This window comes from Bifidobacterium ruminantium DSM 6489, assembly GCF_000770925.1.
GTDB lineage: Bacteria > Actinomycetota > Actinomycetes > Actinomycetales > Bifidobacteriaceae > Bifidobacterium > Bifidobacterium ruminantium.
The window spans coordinates 118,008-132,914 of record NZ_JDTK01000002.1; the positions used below are offsets into that span (position 1 = coordinate 118,008).

The 14,907-nt window shown below is 60.3% G+C and carries 24 protein-coding genes; all 24 read left to right on the top strand.

The window, feature by feature from the left end; translation table 11 throughout:
• Nucleotide 1 precedes the first annotated feature (1 nt).
• Nucleotides 2-805, top strand: coding sequence for a 30S ribosomal protein S3 (rpsC, locus tag OU26_RS01600; protein WP_026646506.1), 804 nt, complete (start codon nucleotides 2-4; stop codon nucleotides 803-805).
• Nucleotides 806-813: 8 nt separating this feature from the next.
• Nucleotides 814-1,233 carry a 50S ribosomal protein L16 gene (rplP, locus tag OU26_RS01605; RefSeq protein ID WP_003835996.1) on the top strand — a complete coding sequence of 140 codons (420 nt, stop codon included), beginning with the start codon at nucleotides 814-816 and terminating at the stop codon, nucleotides 1,231-1,233.
• Nucleotides 1,233-1,490, top strand: a complete 258-nt coding sequence (gene rpmC / locus OU26_RS01610; RefSeq protein WP_003835994.1) for a 50S ribosomal protein L29 — start codon at nucleotides 1,233-1,235, stop codon at nucleotides 1,488-1,490. Before rplP ends, rpmC begins: the two co-directional genes overlap by 1 nt.
• Nucleotides 1,490-1,750: a 30S ribosomal protein S17 gene (rpsQ, locus tag OU26_RS01615; protein ID WP_026646505.1), complete on the top strand. Its 261-nt coding sequence runs from the start codon at nucleotides 1,490-1,492 to the stop codon at nucleotides 1,748-1,750. Before rpmC ends, rpsQ begins: the two co-directional genes overlap by 1 nt.
• A 91-nt stretch (nucleotides 1,751-1,841) precedes the next feature.
• Nucleotides 1,842-2,210, top strand: coding sequence for a 50S ribosomal protein L14 (gene rplN / locus OU26_RS01620; RefSeq protein WP_026646504.1), 369 nt, complete (start codon nucleotides 1,842-1,844; stop codon nucleotides 2,208-2,210).
• 1 nt (nucleotide 2,211) lies between these two features.
• Nucleotides 2,212-2,547: a 50S ribosomal protein L24 gene (gene rplX / locus OU26_RS01625; RefSeq protein ID WP_026646503.1), complete on the top strand. Its 336-nt coding sequence runs from the start codon at nucleotides 2,212-2,214 to the stop codon at nucleotides 2,545-2,547.
• On the top strand, nucleotides 2,544-3,116 hold the full coding sequence (gene rplE, locus OU26_RS01630) for a 50S ribosomal protein L5 (protein WP_026646502.1): 573 nt from the start codon (nucleotides 2,544-2,546) through the stop codon (nucleotides 3,114-3,116). The genes rplX and rplE overlap by 4 nt, the downstream gene beginning before the upstream one ends.
• Before the next feature lies 1 nt (nucleotide 3,117).
• Nucleotides 3,118-3,303 (top strand): type Z 30S ribosomal protein S14, encoded by a 186-nt coding sequence (locus OU26_RS01635; RefSeq protein ID WP_003808046.1) that lies wholly within the window; start codon nucleotides 3,118-3,120, stop codon nucleotides 3,301-3,303.
• Nucleotides 3,304-3,386: 83 nt separating this feature from the next.
• Nucleotides 3,387-3,785, top strand: a complete 399-nt coding sequence (gene rpsH / locus OU26_RS01640) for a 30S ribosomal protein S8 (protein WP_003808048.1) — start codon at nucleotides 3,387-3,389, stop codon at nucleotides 3,783-3,785.
• Between the two features lie 17 nt (nucleotides 3,786-3,802).
• Nucleotides 3,803-4,342, top strand: coding sequence for a 50S ribosomal protein L6 (gene rplF / locus OU26_RS01645; protein ID WP_026646501.1), 540 nt, complete (start codon nucleotides 3,803-3,805; stop codon nucleotides 4,340-4,342).
• Nucleotides 4,342-4,713 carry a 50S ribosomal protein L18 gene (rplR, locus tag OU26_RS01650; protein ID WP_003808051.1) on the top strand — a complete coding sequence of 124 codons (372 nt, stop codon included), beginning with the start codon at nucleotides 4,342-4,344 and terminating at the stop codon, nucleotides 4,711-4,713. The genes rplF and rplR overlap by 1 nt, the downstream gene beginning before the upstream one ends.
• A complete protein-coding gene (gene rpsE, locus OU26_RS01655) occupies nucleotides 4,710-5,435 on the top strand; it encodes a 30S ribosomal protein S5 (protein WP_003808052.1) in 726 nt (241 codons plus the stop codon). The genes rplR and rpsE overlap by 4 nt, the downstream gene beginning before the upstream one ends.
• A complete protein-coding gene (rpmD, locus tag OU26_RS01660; protein WP_011742827.1) occupies nucleotides 5,432-5,617 on the top strand; it encodes a 50S ribosomal protein L30 in 186 nt (61 codons plus the stop codon). Before rpsE ends, rpmD begins: the two co-directional genes overlap by 4 nt.
• A 2-nt stretch (nucleotides 5,618-5,619) precedes the next feature.
• Entirely contained in the window at nucleotides 5,620-6,066 is a 447-nt protein-coding gene (rplO, locus tag OU26_RS01665) for a 50S ribosomal protein L15 (protein ID WP_026646499.1), read from the top strand.
• 238 nt (nucleotides 6,067-6,304) lie between these two features.
• Nucleotides 6,305-7,642, top strand: coding sequence for a preprotein translocase subunit SecY (secY, locus tag OU26_RS01670; RefSeq protein WP_026646498.1), 1,338 nt, complete (start codon nucleotides 6,305-6,307; stop codon nucleotides 7,640-7,642).
• 109 nt (nucleotides 7,643-7,751) lie between these two features.
• Nucleotides 7,752-8,312, top strand: a complete 561-nt coding sequence (locus OU26_RS01675) for an adenylate kinase (RefSeq protein WP_026646497.1) — start codon at nucleotides 7,752-7,754, stop codon at nucleotides 8,310-8,312.
• Nucleotides 8,313-8,459: 147 nt separating this feature from the next.
• A complete protein-coding gene (gene infA / locus OU26_RS01680) occupies nucleotides 8,460-8,678 on the top strand; it encodes a translation initiation factor IF-1 (RefSeq protein WP_003808114.1) in 219 nt (72 codons plus the stop codon).
• A gap of 22 nt (nucleotides 8,679-8,700) precedes the next feature.
• A complete protein-coding gene (gene rpmJ, locus OU26_RS01685; protein WP_003808136.1) occupies nucleotides 8,701-8,814 on the top strand; it encodes a 50S ribosomal protein L36 in 114 nt (37 codons plus the stop codon).
• 138 nt (nucleotides 8,815-8,952) lie between these two features.
• Nucleotides 8,953-9,330, top strand: coding sequence for a 30S ribosomal protein S13 (rpsM, locus tag OU26_RS01690; RefSeq protein ID WP_026641530.1), 378 nt, complete (start codon nucleotides 8,953-8,955; stop codon nucleotides 9,328-9,330).
• 84 nt (nucleotides 9,331-9,414) lie between these two features.
• Complete coding sequence (gene rpsK / locus OU26_RS01695) at nucleotides 9,415-9,813, top strand: 30S ribosomal protein S11 (protein WP_003808141.1); 399 nt, start codon at nucleotides 9,415-9,417, stop codon at nucleotides 9,811-9,813.
• An 80-nt stretch (nucleotides 9,814-9,893) separates the two neighbouring features.
• Nucleotides 9,894-10,892 carry a DNA-directed RNA polymerase subunit alpha gene (locus OU26_RS01700; protein WP_026646496.1) on the top strand — a complete coding sequence of 333 codons (999 nt, stop codon included), beginning with the start codon at nucleotides 9,894-9,896 and terminating at the stop codon, nucleotides 10,890-10,892.
• 88 nt (nucleotides 10,893-10,980) lie between these two features.
• A complete protein-coding gene (gene rplQ / locus OU26_RS01705) occupies nucleotides 10,981-11,478 on the top strand; it encodes a 50S ribosomal protein L17 (RefSeq protein ID WP_026646495.1) in 498 nt (165 codons plus the stop codon).
• 95 nt (nucleotides 11,479-11,573) lie between these two features.
• Nucleotides 11,574-12,494, top strand: a complete 921-nt coding sequence (gene truA / locus OU26_RS01710; RefSeq protein ID WP_026646494.1) for a tRNA pseudouridine(38-40) synthase TruA — start codon at nucleotides 11,574-11,576, stop codon at nucleotides 12,492-12,494.
• Between the two features lie 217 nt (nucleotides 12,495-12,711).
• The gene (locus tag OU26_RS01715; protein ID WP_026646493.1) at nucleotides 12,712-14,892 is read left to right on the top strand and encodes a circularly permuted type 2 ATP-grasp protein; all 2,181 of its coding nucleotides are present in this window, start codon (nucleotides 12,712-12,714) and stop codon (nucleotides 14,890-14,892) included.
• Nucleotides 14,893-14,907 lie beyond the last annotated feature (15 nt).

Below are 14,907 nucleotides of genomic sequence, written 5' to 3' on the forward strand. Positions count from 1 at the left end.
GATGGGTCAGAAGATCAATCCGTTTGGCTACCGCCTGGGAATCACTGAGAACCATCGTTCCAAGTGGTTCTCCGATTCCAACAAGGTCGGCGAACGCTACCGCGACTTCGTCCTCGAAGATGACGCCATCCGCAAGGCCATGAGCAAGGATCTCGAGCGTGCGGGCGTGTCCCGTATTGTCATCGAGCGTACCCGCGACCGCGTGCGTGTGGACATCCACACCGCTCGTCCGGGCATCGTCATCGGCCGCCGTGGAGCCGAGGCTGAGCGCGTCCGCGCGAAGCTCGAGAAGCTCACCGGCAAGCAGGTCCAGCTCAACATCTTCGAAGTGAAGAACGCCGCACTGGACGCCCAGCTCGTCGCCCAGGGCATCGCTGAGCAGCTGACCAACCGCGTGACCTTCCGTCGCGCGATGCGCAAGGCCCAGCAGGATGCCATGCGCGCAGGCGCCAAGGGCATCCGCATCAAGCTCTCCGGTCGTCTTGGCGGCGCCGAGATGAGCCGCTCCGAGTTCTATCGCGAGGGTCGCGTTCCGCTGCAGACCCTGCGCGCCCTCATTGATTACGGCTTCTTCGAGGCCAAGACCACTTACGGCCGCATCGGCGTGAAGGTCTGGATCTACAAGGGCGATATGACCGAGCGTGAGTTCGAAGAGCAGCAGGCACAGCAGAGCAACAACCGCCAGGGTCGTCGCGGCGATCGTCGTCCGCGTCGTGGCCAGCGCAACGCTGCTCCGCAGCAGAACGCTGCAGCGGAGGCTCCGGCCGCCGCCGAGGCGCCTGCCGCAACGGAAACGAAGGAGTGAGCTGAGAAATGCTTATCCCAAAGAGAACCAAGTATCGTAAGCAGCACCGTCCGGTCCGCCGTGGCATGTCCAAGGGCGGCAACGAGATCGCTTTCGGCGATTTCGGTATCCAGGCTCTGGCTCCGGCCTACGTGACCAACCGCCAGATCGAGGCCGCTCGTATCGCCATGACCCGCTACATCAAGCGTGGTGGCCGCGTGTGGATCACGATCTTCCCGGATCGTCCGCTGACCAAGAAGCCGCTCGGCACCCGAATGGGTTCCGGTAAGGGTACTCCGGAATTCTGGATCGCCAACGTCCACCCAGGTCGCGTCATGTTCGAGATCGGTGGCGTGTCCGAGGATGTCGCTCGCGAGGCTCTGCGCCGCGCAATCGACAAACTCCCCATGAAGTGCCGTGTTATTGCTCGTGAAGGCGGTGACATCTGATGGCAGTCGGAACTGCAGACTACACCATGAAGAATCTGAACGAGAAGACCAACGAGGAGATCGAGGGCTTCCTCAAGAAGTCCAAGGAAGAGCTGTTCAACCTGCGCTTCCAGTCCGCGACCGGTCAGCTCGAAAACACCGCCCGCCTCAAGGCGGTCAAGCACGACATCGCCAGGATGTACACCGTCCTGCGCGAGCGTGAGCTCGGCATCAGCCAGGCCCCCGAGGCGACCGAAACGAAAGCTGAGGAGAAGTAATGGCTGAAGAGCGTAACTTCCGCAAGGTTCGTCGCGGTTACGTCGTGTCCGATAAGATGGACAAGACGATTTCCGTCGAGCTCGAGCAGCGTTCGACCCACCCGCTTTACGGCAAGGTCGTGCGCTCCACTCGTACGGTCAAGGTCCATGATGAACACAACGAGGCGCACGTTGGCGACCTCGTGAGTATTATGGAGACTCGGCCCCTGAGCAAGACCAAGCGTTGGCGTCTCGATACCATCATCGAGCGCGCTAAGTAAATAAGTTCGGCAAGGCTCCGTGAGTCACCCCGCCTGCTTCCAGCAGGCAGGCGGGGTGCTTGGGGAGAACCAGCTCGGCTAAGGAGAATCAATGATTCAGCAGGAAACGCGGCTTCATGTCGCCGACAACACGGGTGCGAAGGAACTCCTCGCCATCCGAGTGCTCGGCGGATCGAAGCGACGCTATGCCGGCATCGGTGACGTGATCGTCGCCTCCGTCAAGGACGCCATCCCTGGCGGGTCGGTCAAGAAGGGCGACGTCGTCAAGGCTGTCGTCGTCCGCACTGTCAAGGAGCACCGTCGTGTTGACGGCTCCTACATCAAGTTCGACGAGAACGCCGCCGTCATTCTCGGCTCCGGCCGTGACCCGAAGGGCACTCGTATTTTCGGACCGGTCGGTCGTGAACTGCGTGACAAGCGCTTCATGAAGATCGTGTCCCTCGCCCCGGAGGTGATCTGACATGGCAGCCAAGATCAAGAGCGGCGACCTGGTCAAGGTCATCCGCGGCAAGGATCGCGGTAAGGAAGGCACCGTCAAGAAGGTGCTCAAGGACGATCGTCTGATCGTTGAGGGCGTGCAGATCGTCAAGAAGCACGTCCGCGCCACGCAGCAGGGCCAGCAGGCCGGCATCGTGGCTGTTGAAGCTCCGATCCATCGCTCCAACGTGATGGTCATCGATCCGGAGACCAAGCAGCCGACCCGCGTGCGCATCGTCGAAAAGGAAGAGGCTCGTGACGGCAAGGTGAAGACCGTGCGCGTGCGTGTCGCCAAGAAGTCCGGAAAGGAGCTGGCATGACCGATACCACTGTCGAAGCGCCGGCAACTCCGCGCTTGAAGCAGAAGTACAACGAGCAGATCGTGCCGGAGCTGGAGAAGGAATTCCACTACTCCAACCCGATGCAGGTCGCTCGCGTCCAGAAGGTCGTCGTCTCCATGGGCGTCGGTGCCGCGGCTCGCGACTCCAAGCTCATCGAAGGCGCGGTCAAGGACCTCACCCTGATCACCGGCCAGAAGCCGAAGATCACCAAGGCCAAGAAGTCTGTCGCTCAGTTCCATCTGCGTGAAGGCCAGGCCATCGGCGCATACGTCACCCTGCGCGGCGACCGCATGTGGGAGTTCCTGGACCGTCTGCTGACCATGGCTCTGCCGCGTATCCGCGATTTCCGCGGTATCAACGGCAAGCAGTTCGATGGTCAGGGCAACTACAACTTTGGCCTCACCGAGCAGTCCATGTTCCACGAGATCGATCCGGATTCGATCGATCACCAGCGCGGTATGGACATCACTGTGGTGACCAGCACCAAGGACGACAAGGAAGCAAGCGTGCTGCTGAAGCACCTCGGCTTCCCCTTCAAGGAGAACTGATATGGCAAAAACCGCTCTTAAGAACAAGGCGGCCGCTAAGCCGAAGTTCAAGGTGCGCGCTTACACGCGTTGCCAGGTCTGCGGTCGTCCCCACTCCGTCTACCGCAAGTTCGGCCTCTGCCGCATCTGCCTTCGTGAGAAGGCCCACCGCGGCGAGCTGCCCGGCGTTACGAAGTCCAGTTGGTAAATATCGACGCTGAAGGTCCGCGGCCGATCGCCAGTAAGGCGTGAGGGCGGCGGAAACCATGGCGAGAAAGGGCGTTAGCCCAAATGACAATGACAGATCCGATCGCAGACATGCTTACGCGTCTGCGTAATGCGAGCGCGGCAAAGCACGAGACCGTGGATATGCCGTACTCCAAGTTCAAGGCGAACATCGCCGAGATTCTGAAGCGTGAAGGCTACATCAAGGACTTCACCGCCAAGGAAGCCAAGGTCGGCCAGACTCTTGAGGTCACCCTCAAGTACGGCCCGAACGGCGAGCGTTCCATCCAGGGCATCAAGCGCATCTCCAAGCCGGGCCTGCGTCGTTACGCAAAGTCCGATGCTCTGCCGATGCCGCTCGGTGGTCTTGGCATCGCAATCATCTCGACTAGCTCGGGACTGCTGACCCAGAAGGAATGCCTCGATCGAGGCATCGGCGGCGAGATCGTCGCTTTCGTTTGGTGAGAAAGGAGAGCTGAAACATGGCATCGCATATTGGTAAGCTCCCCGTCACCATTCCGGCTGGCGTGGAAGTCAAGATCGACGGTCAGTCCTTCACCGCAAAGGGTGTCAAGGGCACTGATTCTTACGAGATTCCTGAGGGCATCACCGCTGTGGTCGAGGGCAACGAAGTCGTCCTCACCCCGGCCGATGACCTGCGTCCGACCAGGGCCAAGCACGGCCTGGCTCGTTCCATCGTGGCGGGCATGGTTAAGGGCGTGCACGAAGGCTACGCCAAGACTCTGGAGATCGTCGGTACCGGTTACCGCGCCCAGATGAAGGGCAAGGGCATCGAGTTCTCCCTCGGCTATTCCCACACCATCACCGTCGAGCCTCCGGCAGGCATCGAATTCGAGCTGCCGAACCCGAACCAGGTGATCGTCAAGGGCATCGACAAGCAGGCTGTTGGCCAGTGCGCCGCCAACATCCGCAAGCTTCGCGCTCCGGAACCCTACAAGGGCAAGGGCATCAAGTACGCGGATGAGCACATTCTGCGCAAGGCTGGAAAGGCTGGTAAGTAATGAGCGTCCAGATTCTCGGTAAGGGCAAGAAGGTCGCGCTTAAGCGCCGCCACGCTCGTCTGCGCAAGCACATCAGCGGCACCCCGGAGCTTCCGCGTCTGGTGGTCACCCGCTCCAACCGTCACATGGTTGCCCAGATCATCGACGACACCAAGGGCGTTACCCTGGTGAGCGAATCCACTCTGACCAGCGATTTCGCTGGTTTCGAGGGCACCAAGACCGAAGCCGCAAAGAAGGTCGGCGAACTGATAGCCAAGAAGGCTCAGGACGCAGGCATCACCGCGGTCGTGTTCGATCGTGGCGGCAACAAGTATCATGGCCGCGTCGCAGCTGTCGCTGAAGGCGCCCGCGAGGGAGGTCTGGCACTGTGAGCGACAACGAAAAGGAAACCCAAGTGGCTGAAGAAACTCAGAACACTCAGGCTGCCGCTGAGTCCAACAACGAGGACCGCAAGTCTCGTCGTGGCCAGCGCGGTGAGGGTCGCCGTGGAGAGCGTCGCAACCGTCGTGAGGAATCTCACGAGAACGAGATGCTCGACCGTGTGGTGACCATCAACCGTGTGTCCAAGACCCATAAGGGTGGTCGTACGTTCAGCTTCGCCGCCCTCGTGGTGGTCGGCGACGGCAAGGGCACCGTTGGTGTCGGCTACGGCAAGTCCCGTGAGGTCCCGGCCGCAATCGCCAAGGGCCAGCTGGATGCCAAGAAGCACATGTTCACCGTGCCGCGCATCAAGGGCACCGTCACCCATCCGGTGATCGGCCATGATGCCGCTGGCACCGTGCTGCTGCGTCCGGCCGCTCCGGGCACCGGCGTTATCGCCGGCGGTGCGGTTCGCGCCGTCATGGAATGCGCTGGCATCACCGACGTCCTGACCAAGTCGATGGGCTCCGCCACCGCCGTCAACGTGGTGCGCGCTACCGTCGACGCCCTCAAGAAGCTCGAAGAGCCGGAGGAGATTGCCGCACGTCGTGGCATGTCCCTTGAAGAGGTGGCTCCGGATGCGTTGCTGCGTGCTCGCGCCGAAGGCATCGCCGAGGCCCGCAAGGCTCGTGAAGAGGCTCAGGCCAAGGCTGCTCAGAAGGACGGTGAGTGATGACTAACCTGAACATCAAGCTGCACCACGGTCTGGTGAACTCCACTCCGAAGCAGCGCGCTGCGGCTCAGACTCTGGGCCTGAACAAGATCGGCAAGACCGTGACTCGTGAGGACACCCCGGCTCTTCGTGGCCAGCTGCAGGTTCTCCGTCACCTGATCACCGTTGAGGAGGCTGACTGATTATGGCAGACATTCTGCAGATGCATGACCTGAAGCCGGCTCCGGGCGCCAAGAAGGACCGCATTCGCGTCGGTCGTGGTGAAGGCTCCAAGGGTAAGACCTCGGGCCGTGGCGACAAGGGCACCAAGAAGCGTTACCAGGTTCGCCCGGGCTTCGAAGGTGGCCAGCTGCCGCTGTACATGCGCCTTCCGAAGCTGCGCGGCTTCAAGAGCCCGTTCAAGAAGGAATACCAGGTCGTCAACGTGGCCTCCCTCGCGGAACTGTTCCCGCAGGGTGGAGAGATCACCGTGGCGGATCTGGTCGCCAAGGGCGTTGTCCGTGGCGGCTATCCGGTCAAGGTCCTGGGCGACGGCGAGGTTTCGGCCGCCTACACCATCAAGGGTGTTAAGGCTTCCGCTTCCGCCAAGTCCAAGATCGAAGCTGCCGGTGGTTCCGTTTCCGAGGACTGATTCCAGGAAACATAGCTGACTGAAGCTCGAAAGAAGTGAGGCTTCCCCGCTTATGCGAGGGAGGCCTCACTTCTTTTTTGCAGAGGATCCATGCGGGGAAAACCGCGCGAAGAATTCAAAAAACGGACAAATACTGGAGAAATAGGGCGTATCGGTAGACGCCATACGCTAAACTCGGCTTTTAGAGTCTGTTTTTGCACGTGTGCGCAGGCGCGCACGACGATGGAAGGAATCCCAGGTGAGGACGTTAATCCAGGCCTTGAAGACCAAGGAGTTGAGGAATAAGATCCTCTTCACCCTTGGCATCATCATCATTTATCGTATCGGTTCGTTCATTCCGACCCCAGGCGTCGACTATACCGTCGTCCACCAGTGCGTCGGCAAGATGAACAGCACCTCCGAGAACTTCATTGGCTTGGTGAACCTCTTCTCCGGCGGCGCCATGCTGCAGCTGTCGATCTTCGCGCTGGGCGTCATGCCGTACATCACCGCGTCCATCGTCATCCAGCTGCTTCGCGTGGTCATCCCTCGTTTCGAGATGCTGCACAAGGAAGGACAGTCGGGCGAGGCCAAGCTGACCCAGTACACCCGTTATCTGACCATCGGCCTTGCCGTGCTGCAGTCCACCACCATTCTGGTGACCGCACGCTCCGGCGCGCTGTTCAACTACCAGTGCTCCCAGGTCGTTCCTGACGGCTCCGTCTGGAACCTCATCGTCATGGTGCTGATCATGACCGGCGGCACCGGCCTCATCATGTGGATGGCCGAACTGATCACCGACAAGGGACTCGGCCAGGGCATGTCCATCCTTATCTTCATGTCCATCTGCTCCGGCTTCCTGCCGCAGCTGTGGGAGATCGGCTGGGGCACTAATGGCACCGATGGCAATTGGGGCAAGTTCGCCGCGGTCGTCGGCGTGCTTCTGGTCATCATGATCCTCGTCATCTACGTCGAGCTGTCCCAGCGCCGTATCCCGGTGCAGTACACCCGCCGTATGATCGGACGCAAGATGTATGGCGGCTCCTCCACGTACCTGCCGCTGAAGATCAACATGAGCGGCGTCATCCCGCCGATCTTCGCATCCTCCATTCTGGCCGTGCCGACCCTGATCGCGCAGTTCGGCAACTCGGACCAGTCCTGGGTCAAGTGGATCAACAGCAATCTGGCCAACACCACGTCCGTGTGGTACATCGTTCTGTACGCGCTGATGATCGTGTTCTTCTGCTTCTTCTACACCGAGATCACCTTCAACCCCGATGAGACCGCCGACAACATGAAGCAGTACGGCGGATTCATTCCTGGCATTCGTGCGGGCAGCGCCACCAGCAACTACCTGAGCTACGTGATGAACCGTCTGAACACGGTCGGCGCGGTCTACCTGCTGTTCGTGGCCCTCATCCCGACGGTGCTGATTATGGCCCTGAACCTGAACACCAAGCTGCCGTTCGGTGGCACCACCATCCTGATCATCGCGGGCGTTGGCCTTGACACCCTGCGCCAGGCCAAGGCACAGACCGAACAGTTCCAGTACGCCGGCTTCCTGTTCGAGGACACCGACCACAAGGAAGGCAAGTAACCACTTGAATCGTGATACCGTCCCGATAGCAGGACGGTATCACGATTTTTTGTAATCAACCGATTATCCGAACGTCCTTCAAGGACCTAGCGAAACGGAGAGAAACAACATGCGACTGCTGATCATGGGACCGCAAGGCGTTGGCAAGGGCACGCAGGCCGCTCTGCTGAGCAAGCATTACGGAATCCCCGCCATCTCCACGGGAGACATCTTCCGCTACAACATCAAGAACAAGACCGAGCTGGGCGTCGAGGCGCTCAAGTACATCGACAAGGGCGAACTGGTTCCGGACGAGCTCACCAACAAGATCGTCAAGGATCGTCTGGCCATGGATGACGCCAAGAACGGCTGGATCCTCGATGGATATCCACGCAACGCCTCCCAGGTGGAAGCTCTGGACGCCATTCTGAACGAGCTGGGAACCCCGCTCGACGCGGTGGTCGCCCTGGACGCGGATCACGACGTGCTCATGGAACGCATGAAGAAGCGCGCCGAGATCGAAGGCCGTTCCGATGACACCCCGGAGGCCATCGCCAAGCGCCTTGACGTCTATGCCAAGGAAACGGCACCGCTGCTGGACATCTATCGTCAGCGCGGACTGCTCAAGACCTTCGACGGCGTCGGTGCCGTGGACGAGATCCAGGCCACCATCGTGGCAGAGCTCGGCTGAAAGCAAAAATAAGCAGAATAACATATTTTCAACGAAAGCGGGAATCGCGACACGCCGAACGTGTCTTGGTTCCCGCTTTCGTGTACTCTTACAAGTTGGCGTGTCTTCGGGCACGCGTAGTAATCGCCAAAGAACGGAACGAGGCTCATGGCTAAAGACGGTGTGATTGAAGTCGAAGGACAGGTGGTGGAGGCACTGCCGAACGCGATGTTTCGTGTCGAACTCGAGAACAAGCATATCGTGCTCGCAACCATCTCGGGCAAGATGAGGAAGAACTACATCCGCATTCTGCCGCAGGATCGCGTTGTGTTGGAAATGAGCCCATACGATCTGAACCGCGGCCGTATTACGTACCGTTACAAGTAAGGTACACAAGCAAAGGAAAACCATGAAGGTCAGCCCTAGTGTGAAGAGGATCTGCGAGAACTGCCGCGTGATCCGTCGTCACGGCCGCGTCATGGTGATCTGCGTCAACCCGCGCCATAAGCAGCGCCAGGGCTGAGAGCAGATCCAGCGGCACAAATTAAGTACAGGCGCTGAGTCACAGCTCGTGAGAACGAGATGAACCCCGGGTACGCAGGCCCGGGCCGGGAAACCGGACGACTCGGTGCAAGACCTGCGGAAAACAGAAGGAATCGCAATGGCACGTCTTGCCGGAGTCGACATCCCCAATGAGAAGCGCATCGAGATCGCCCTCACCTACATTTTTGGTGTGGGTCGCACTCGCGCCAAGGAAACGCTTGCCGCGACCGGTATCAACCCGGATACTCGCGTCAAGGATCTGACGGATGAGCAGCTGATCACGCTGCGTGATTACCTCGAAGGCAATTACAAGATCGAGGGCGATCTGCGTCGTGAAATCGATGCGGACATCCGTCGTAAGATTCAGATCAACTGCTATCAAGGCCAGCGTCACCGTAAGGGACTTCCTGTGCGTGGTCAGCGCACCAAGACCAATGCTCGTACCCGCAAGGGCCCGAAGCGCACGGTCGCCGGAAAGAAGAAGGCCACCAAGTAATCGGTGGTTGGCAGTCCGGGCCACGGGGCATGAGTCCCATCGTCTGGGCATCAAAGCAAATTCGTTATTAGGAAACGAGGGTCAATGGCAGCTCAAAAGCAAGCCGCGCGCAAGCCGCGTCGCCGCGACCGCAAGTCGGTCCCGGTTGGGCAGGCGCACATCAAGTCCACTTTCAACAACACCATTATTTCGATCACCGACCCGTCCGGCGCTGTCGTGTCCTGGGCGTCCGGTGGCGATGTCGGTTTCAAGGGCTCCCGTAAGTCCACGCCGTACGCCGCTGGCATGGCCGCCGAATCCGCAGCCCGCAAGGCTATGGAGCACGGTCTCAAGAAGGTCGACGTGTTCGTGAAGGGCCCGGGTTCCGGTCGTGAGACCGCCATCCGTTCCCTGCAGTCCGCCGGACTCGAAGTCGGTTCCATCACCGACGTCACCCCGCAGGCACACAACGGCGTTCGTCCTCCGAAGCGCCGTCGCGTCTGAGCACTAGAAAAAATCATCAATCCAACGCCGCTTACGGCCGGTGAGTGCACCACCGGCCTGAAGCTGAAAGGATAACCACAGTGCTTATCGCACAGCGTCCGACACTTACCGAGGAATCTCTCAACCCTCAGCGTTCCCGCTTCACCATCGAGCCTCTTGAGCCTGGTTTCGGCTACACGCTTGGCAACTCGCTGCGCCGCACCCTCCTGAGCTCCATTCCGGGAGCGGCTGTGACTTCGGTGCGTATCTCCGGCGTCCCGCATGAGTTCACCACTCTGCCGGGTGTTGAAGAGGACGTTACCGAGATCCTGCTGAACATCAAGGGCATCGTGCTCACCAGCGAATACGATGAGCCGGTTGTCATGTATCTGCGCAAGAGCGGCAAGGGCGAGGCCACCGCGGGTGATATCACCCCGCCGGCCGGCGTCACCATCGCCAATCCGGACATGCACATCGCAACCCTCGCGGAGGATGGCGAGCTCGAGATCGAGTTCACCGTCGAACGTGGCCGCGGTTATGTGCCCGCCCAGATGAACAAGCAGGATAACTCCGAGATCGGCCGTATTCCGGTCGACTCGATTTACTCCCCGGTGCTCAAGGTGAGCTATCGTGTGGAAGCCACGCGCGTTGAACAGCGCACCGACTTCGACAAGCTCATCCTGGACGTGGAGACCAAGCCGGCAATCTCCCCGCGTGATGCGGTCGCATCCGCAGGATCCACCCTGGTGGAGCTCTTCGGCCTGTGCCGTGAGCTCAACACCCAGGCGGAAGGCGTCGAGGTTGGCCCTGCTCCGGTAGCAGAGGAAACCAACCCGGAGATGAACATTCCGATCGAGGACCTGAACCTCACCCAGCGCAGCTACAACTGCCTGAAGCGCGAAGGCATCCACACGATCGGTGAGCTGGTCGCCCACACCGAGCAGGATCTGCTCGACATCCGCAATTTCGGTATGAAGTCCATCGACGAAGTCAAGGAGAAGCTCCAGTCTCTGGGCCTCGCCCTCAAGGCTTCCCCGTTGGGCAACTTCGATACCAACAACCTCGAAGGTGGTACCTTCTTCTCGCCGGAAGACGAGTGATTCGCCACTTTTGACCTAACCGCTTCGTTGGATTCGGATGTTCGGGCGATTGCCCACCTGAATCCAACGGGGCTTTCAAGGAGAAACAATGCCTACACCAAAGAAGGGTCCGCGTCTGGCCTCCAGCCCGGCTCATGAGCGTCTTATGCTCGCGAACATGGCCACCAGCCTGTTCCAGAACGGCCGTATCACCACCACCCTGCCGAAGGCCAAGCGTCTTCGTCCGCTGGCCGAGCGTCTGATCACGCTCGCCAAGCGTGGTGATCTGCACAACCGTCGTCGCGTGATGCGCGTCATCCGCAACAAGTCCGTCGTGCACAAGCTGTTCACTGAGATCGCCGAGCAGATGGAGCAGCGCGAAGGCGGCTACACCCGCATCGTCAAGATCGCTCCGCGTCGCGGCGATGCCGCTCCGGCAGCCATCATCGAGCTCGTCACCGAGCCGGTGAGCCCGAAGCAGGCCGTGGTGAAGGAAGCCGAAGCTGCGACCAAGGTCGCCGCTGAAGAAGCTCCGGCCGCTGAAGCGCCGGCTGCTGAGGCTCCGGAAGCCGCCGCCGAGGAGACCACCGCCGACAAGGCCGAGTGAGTCGCCATTTTGGCTGATTGAAGGCCGGGAATCGAAAGGTTCCCGGCCTTTTTCCATACTCTTTCATATATGTACCGCTATAACAGCCGTTTGCTATGCTCGATGCCGTGAGACTACGCATCGACTTGGCATACGACGGCGCCCACTTCTATGGATGGGCGAAACAACCTGAAATACGCACTGTGCAGGGGGAAATCGAGCGAACGCTGCATACTGTGCTTCGCGTGCCTGAGCATGACGCGGACGAACCGCTGCGTCTGACCGTGGCCGGCCGAACCGATACGGGCGTGCACGCATCGCATCAGGTGTGCCATCTCGACGTCGACGAGGACGTGCTGGCGCGCTGTGTCGGGCATATGGATGTGCCGCCCGTCACCGCGCTGTCCCGACGGCTCCGCCGCATGCTGCCGGACGATATTTCAATCCACGCCGTTTCCAAGGCTCCCGACGGATTCGACGCGCGTTTCTCAGCGCTGGAGCGCACGTATGTGTACCGCATCACCGACAGCAACAGCGAAATCGACCCCCGTACCAGGAACTTCGTCCTGCACGTCGACAACGAACTCAATATCGAAGCCATGAACGAGGCCGCGGCGATGACGATCGGCCTGCATGACTTCGGTTCGTTCGCAACCCCCAATCCGGGAGGCACCACCATACGCGAGGTGAAGACCGCGTACTGGCGCCGCATTCCCCAGCGTCCTCTGATCGATGACGGCATGACGATGGGGGAGCGGTACCGCACGCCGGCCGCGGAATCGGGACTCGTCTGCTTCACGATCGTCGCGGACGCCTTCGCCCGCAATATGGTCAGGTCGCTCGTCAACGGCTGCGTGCAGGTCGGCATCGGCAAACGTTCGCTCGATTGGTTCGCGGGGAAGATGGCCACGCCGTTGCGCGAAGGCTCCACAGGACCGATTGCGCCGCAGGGACTGACTTTGGAGCATATCGAATATCCGGCCGACGACCAGCTTGCCGCGCGGGCGGAGGCAATCCGCGCCAAACGCACGCTGTAGACGGAGCCTGCGCGGGATATACGGCAGGAAACCGGGGTACGCGACGGGAAATGTCACGACGGGGTTACAACGAGCGAACAAGTCCATGACCGAGACATTGCCGTAACAATGCGTTGCTTTTCCGGTAACTGTGGGTCGATACGTTCTCTTCTATCACAGCGAAAGCCGCGGTGGCATGCATGCGCCGCATCGGCGTGGGGGAGAGGAGCGTGGAACGATGATCGAATCCGCCGCACGAAAGCTGGCCATGGAATTGGTGGGCCACAGGGACGCCATCAATCGCGAGCTGAGCCGTAACGGCGTGCGTTTCGGCATTTACCAGAACGGCACGTACCATGATCGGCTGTTCCCGTATGATCCGATTCCCCGCATCATCGAATCAGATGAATTCGATGATATGGAAGCCGGTCTGAAACAACGTGTCGACGCGTTGAACGCCTATCTGCGCGACATCTATTCCGACAAGCGGGCCATCAAGGATGGCGTCGTGCCGGAGGAGTACGTGTACACGTCCTCCGGGTATTTTCCGCAGGTCAACGGCGTGATGCCTCCCGGCGGCATATTCGCGCACATCGCCGGAGAGGATCTGGTGCAGGGGCAGGACGGCCGATGGTGGGTGCTGGAGGACAATCTGCGCATCCCGTCGGGCGCCAGCTATCCGCTGTTCGCACGCGACATCGAACGCAGGATCTCGCCGAGCTTGTTCCGCAACGTGCATGTGCGCGACAATCGCGATTATCCGCGTCTGTTGCGCAAATCCATGGATTTCGTCTCCACCGATGGCATCGCCGTTGTGCTGACACCGGGCCGATGCAATTCGGCGTTCTTCGAACATGCGTACTTGGCGGAGAAGACCGGTGCCGCTCTGGCGTTCCCCGAAGATCTGGAGGTGGTGGACAACAAGCTGTACTTCCTCGACTATTCGGGCAAGCGGCATCGGGTCGGCGTGGTCTACCGCAGATTGTCCGACGAATACCTCGACCCGTTTGCCTTCAATCCGGATTCCGTCATCGGCGTGCCGGGAATACTGTCTGCCTACCGGTCCGGCAACGTGGCGATCGTCAACGCTCCCGGCAACGGCGCGGCGGACGACAAGGCCATCTACTATTTCGTGCCGGACATGATCCGGTACTATCTTGGCGAGGAGCCGATCCTGCACAACGCGCCGACCTACATGCCGATGTTCGAACGGGACCGCAACGAAGTGCTCGATCGGCTCGGCGAGCTCGTCATCAAGGACGTCGCCGAGGCGGGCGGCTACGGCGTGGTGTTCGGATCGTCTCTCGATGCCAGGCAGCGCGAGGAGCTCGCCGACCGCATCAAGGCCGAACCCCGGCGGTTCATAGCGCAGGAGGTCATCCAATTCAGAGACATCGACGTGGCCAATCCCAAGACCGGCGAGCTCGAGCCGCGCAAATGCGATCTGCGCGCATTCGTGGTGACCGGCAAGAACACGCATGTGTGGTATTCGGGATTGACCCGCTATTCGTCGGTTCCGGGACAGATGATCGTCAATTCGTCGCAGGGCGGCGGCTTCAAGGACACATGGGTGCTGGCCAAGGACACCGGCGTGGAACACGATTGCGCTCCGGGGTCGGAAAGCGTGCGTGTGCTGGAGCAATCACGCAAGCATCCGCTGGCCCTCGTCACCGCCTCCAAGGCGGACAACCTGTTCTGGCTTGGCCGGTACACGGAACGCGTGTTCACCACGTTGAGCCAGTTCTTCCCGTTCTACGACCGCGTGATGGACACGGACGTGGACGCGTTCCGACCGTTCGCACGCGCGCTTGACTTGCCGGAGGATTTCGAGGACTTTGACGCGTTCATCCACAGTTTCCTCTACGATGAGAACAATCCGGATTCTGTGCGCAGCGCCATCGTCTACGCGTTCAACAACGCGGTGATCCTCCGTCCGGAACTCGGCTCGCGTTCGCTGCAGCAGGTGGAGTTGGCCATGGGTTCCATCGTGGAGGCGTCGGTATGCGCCGGCGCGGACGCCGACATCTTCAAACATCGCGACATCGCGGACAACATGCTCGCATTCTGGGGAGGCGTGGAGGATTCGCCGGTCGACCCGACATTGAAATCCTTCATCTTCGTAGGAAAATATATGGAACGTCTCGACCTGTACACGCGCTTCGGATACCGTATGGACGAGCTCAAGGCGCCGTTGGCCAAGCTGGCCAACTACCTCATGCCTTTGCAGGGACTGCCCGTGCCGCAATGCTTCGCCGAAGGATTGCGTTGGCTGGTTGGGAAGCTGCCGCAGCGGGGATATGGCGCGCTCGCCGACAAGCTTGGCGTGCTGCTCGACGATTTCGATGGCCGCATTTCAACAAAGGGTCTGAAGGATCTCGGCATGCTGAATACCATGGATATGGATGCGGCGCGCATCTGACATTTTCCGGGGAAT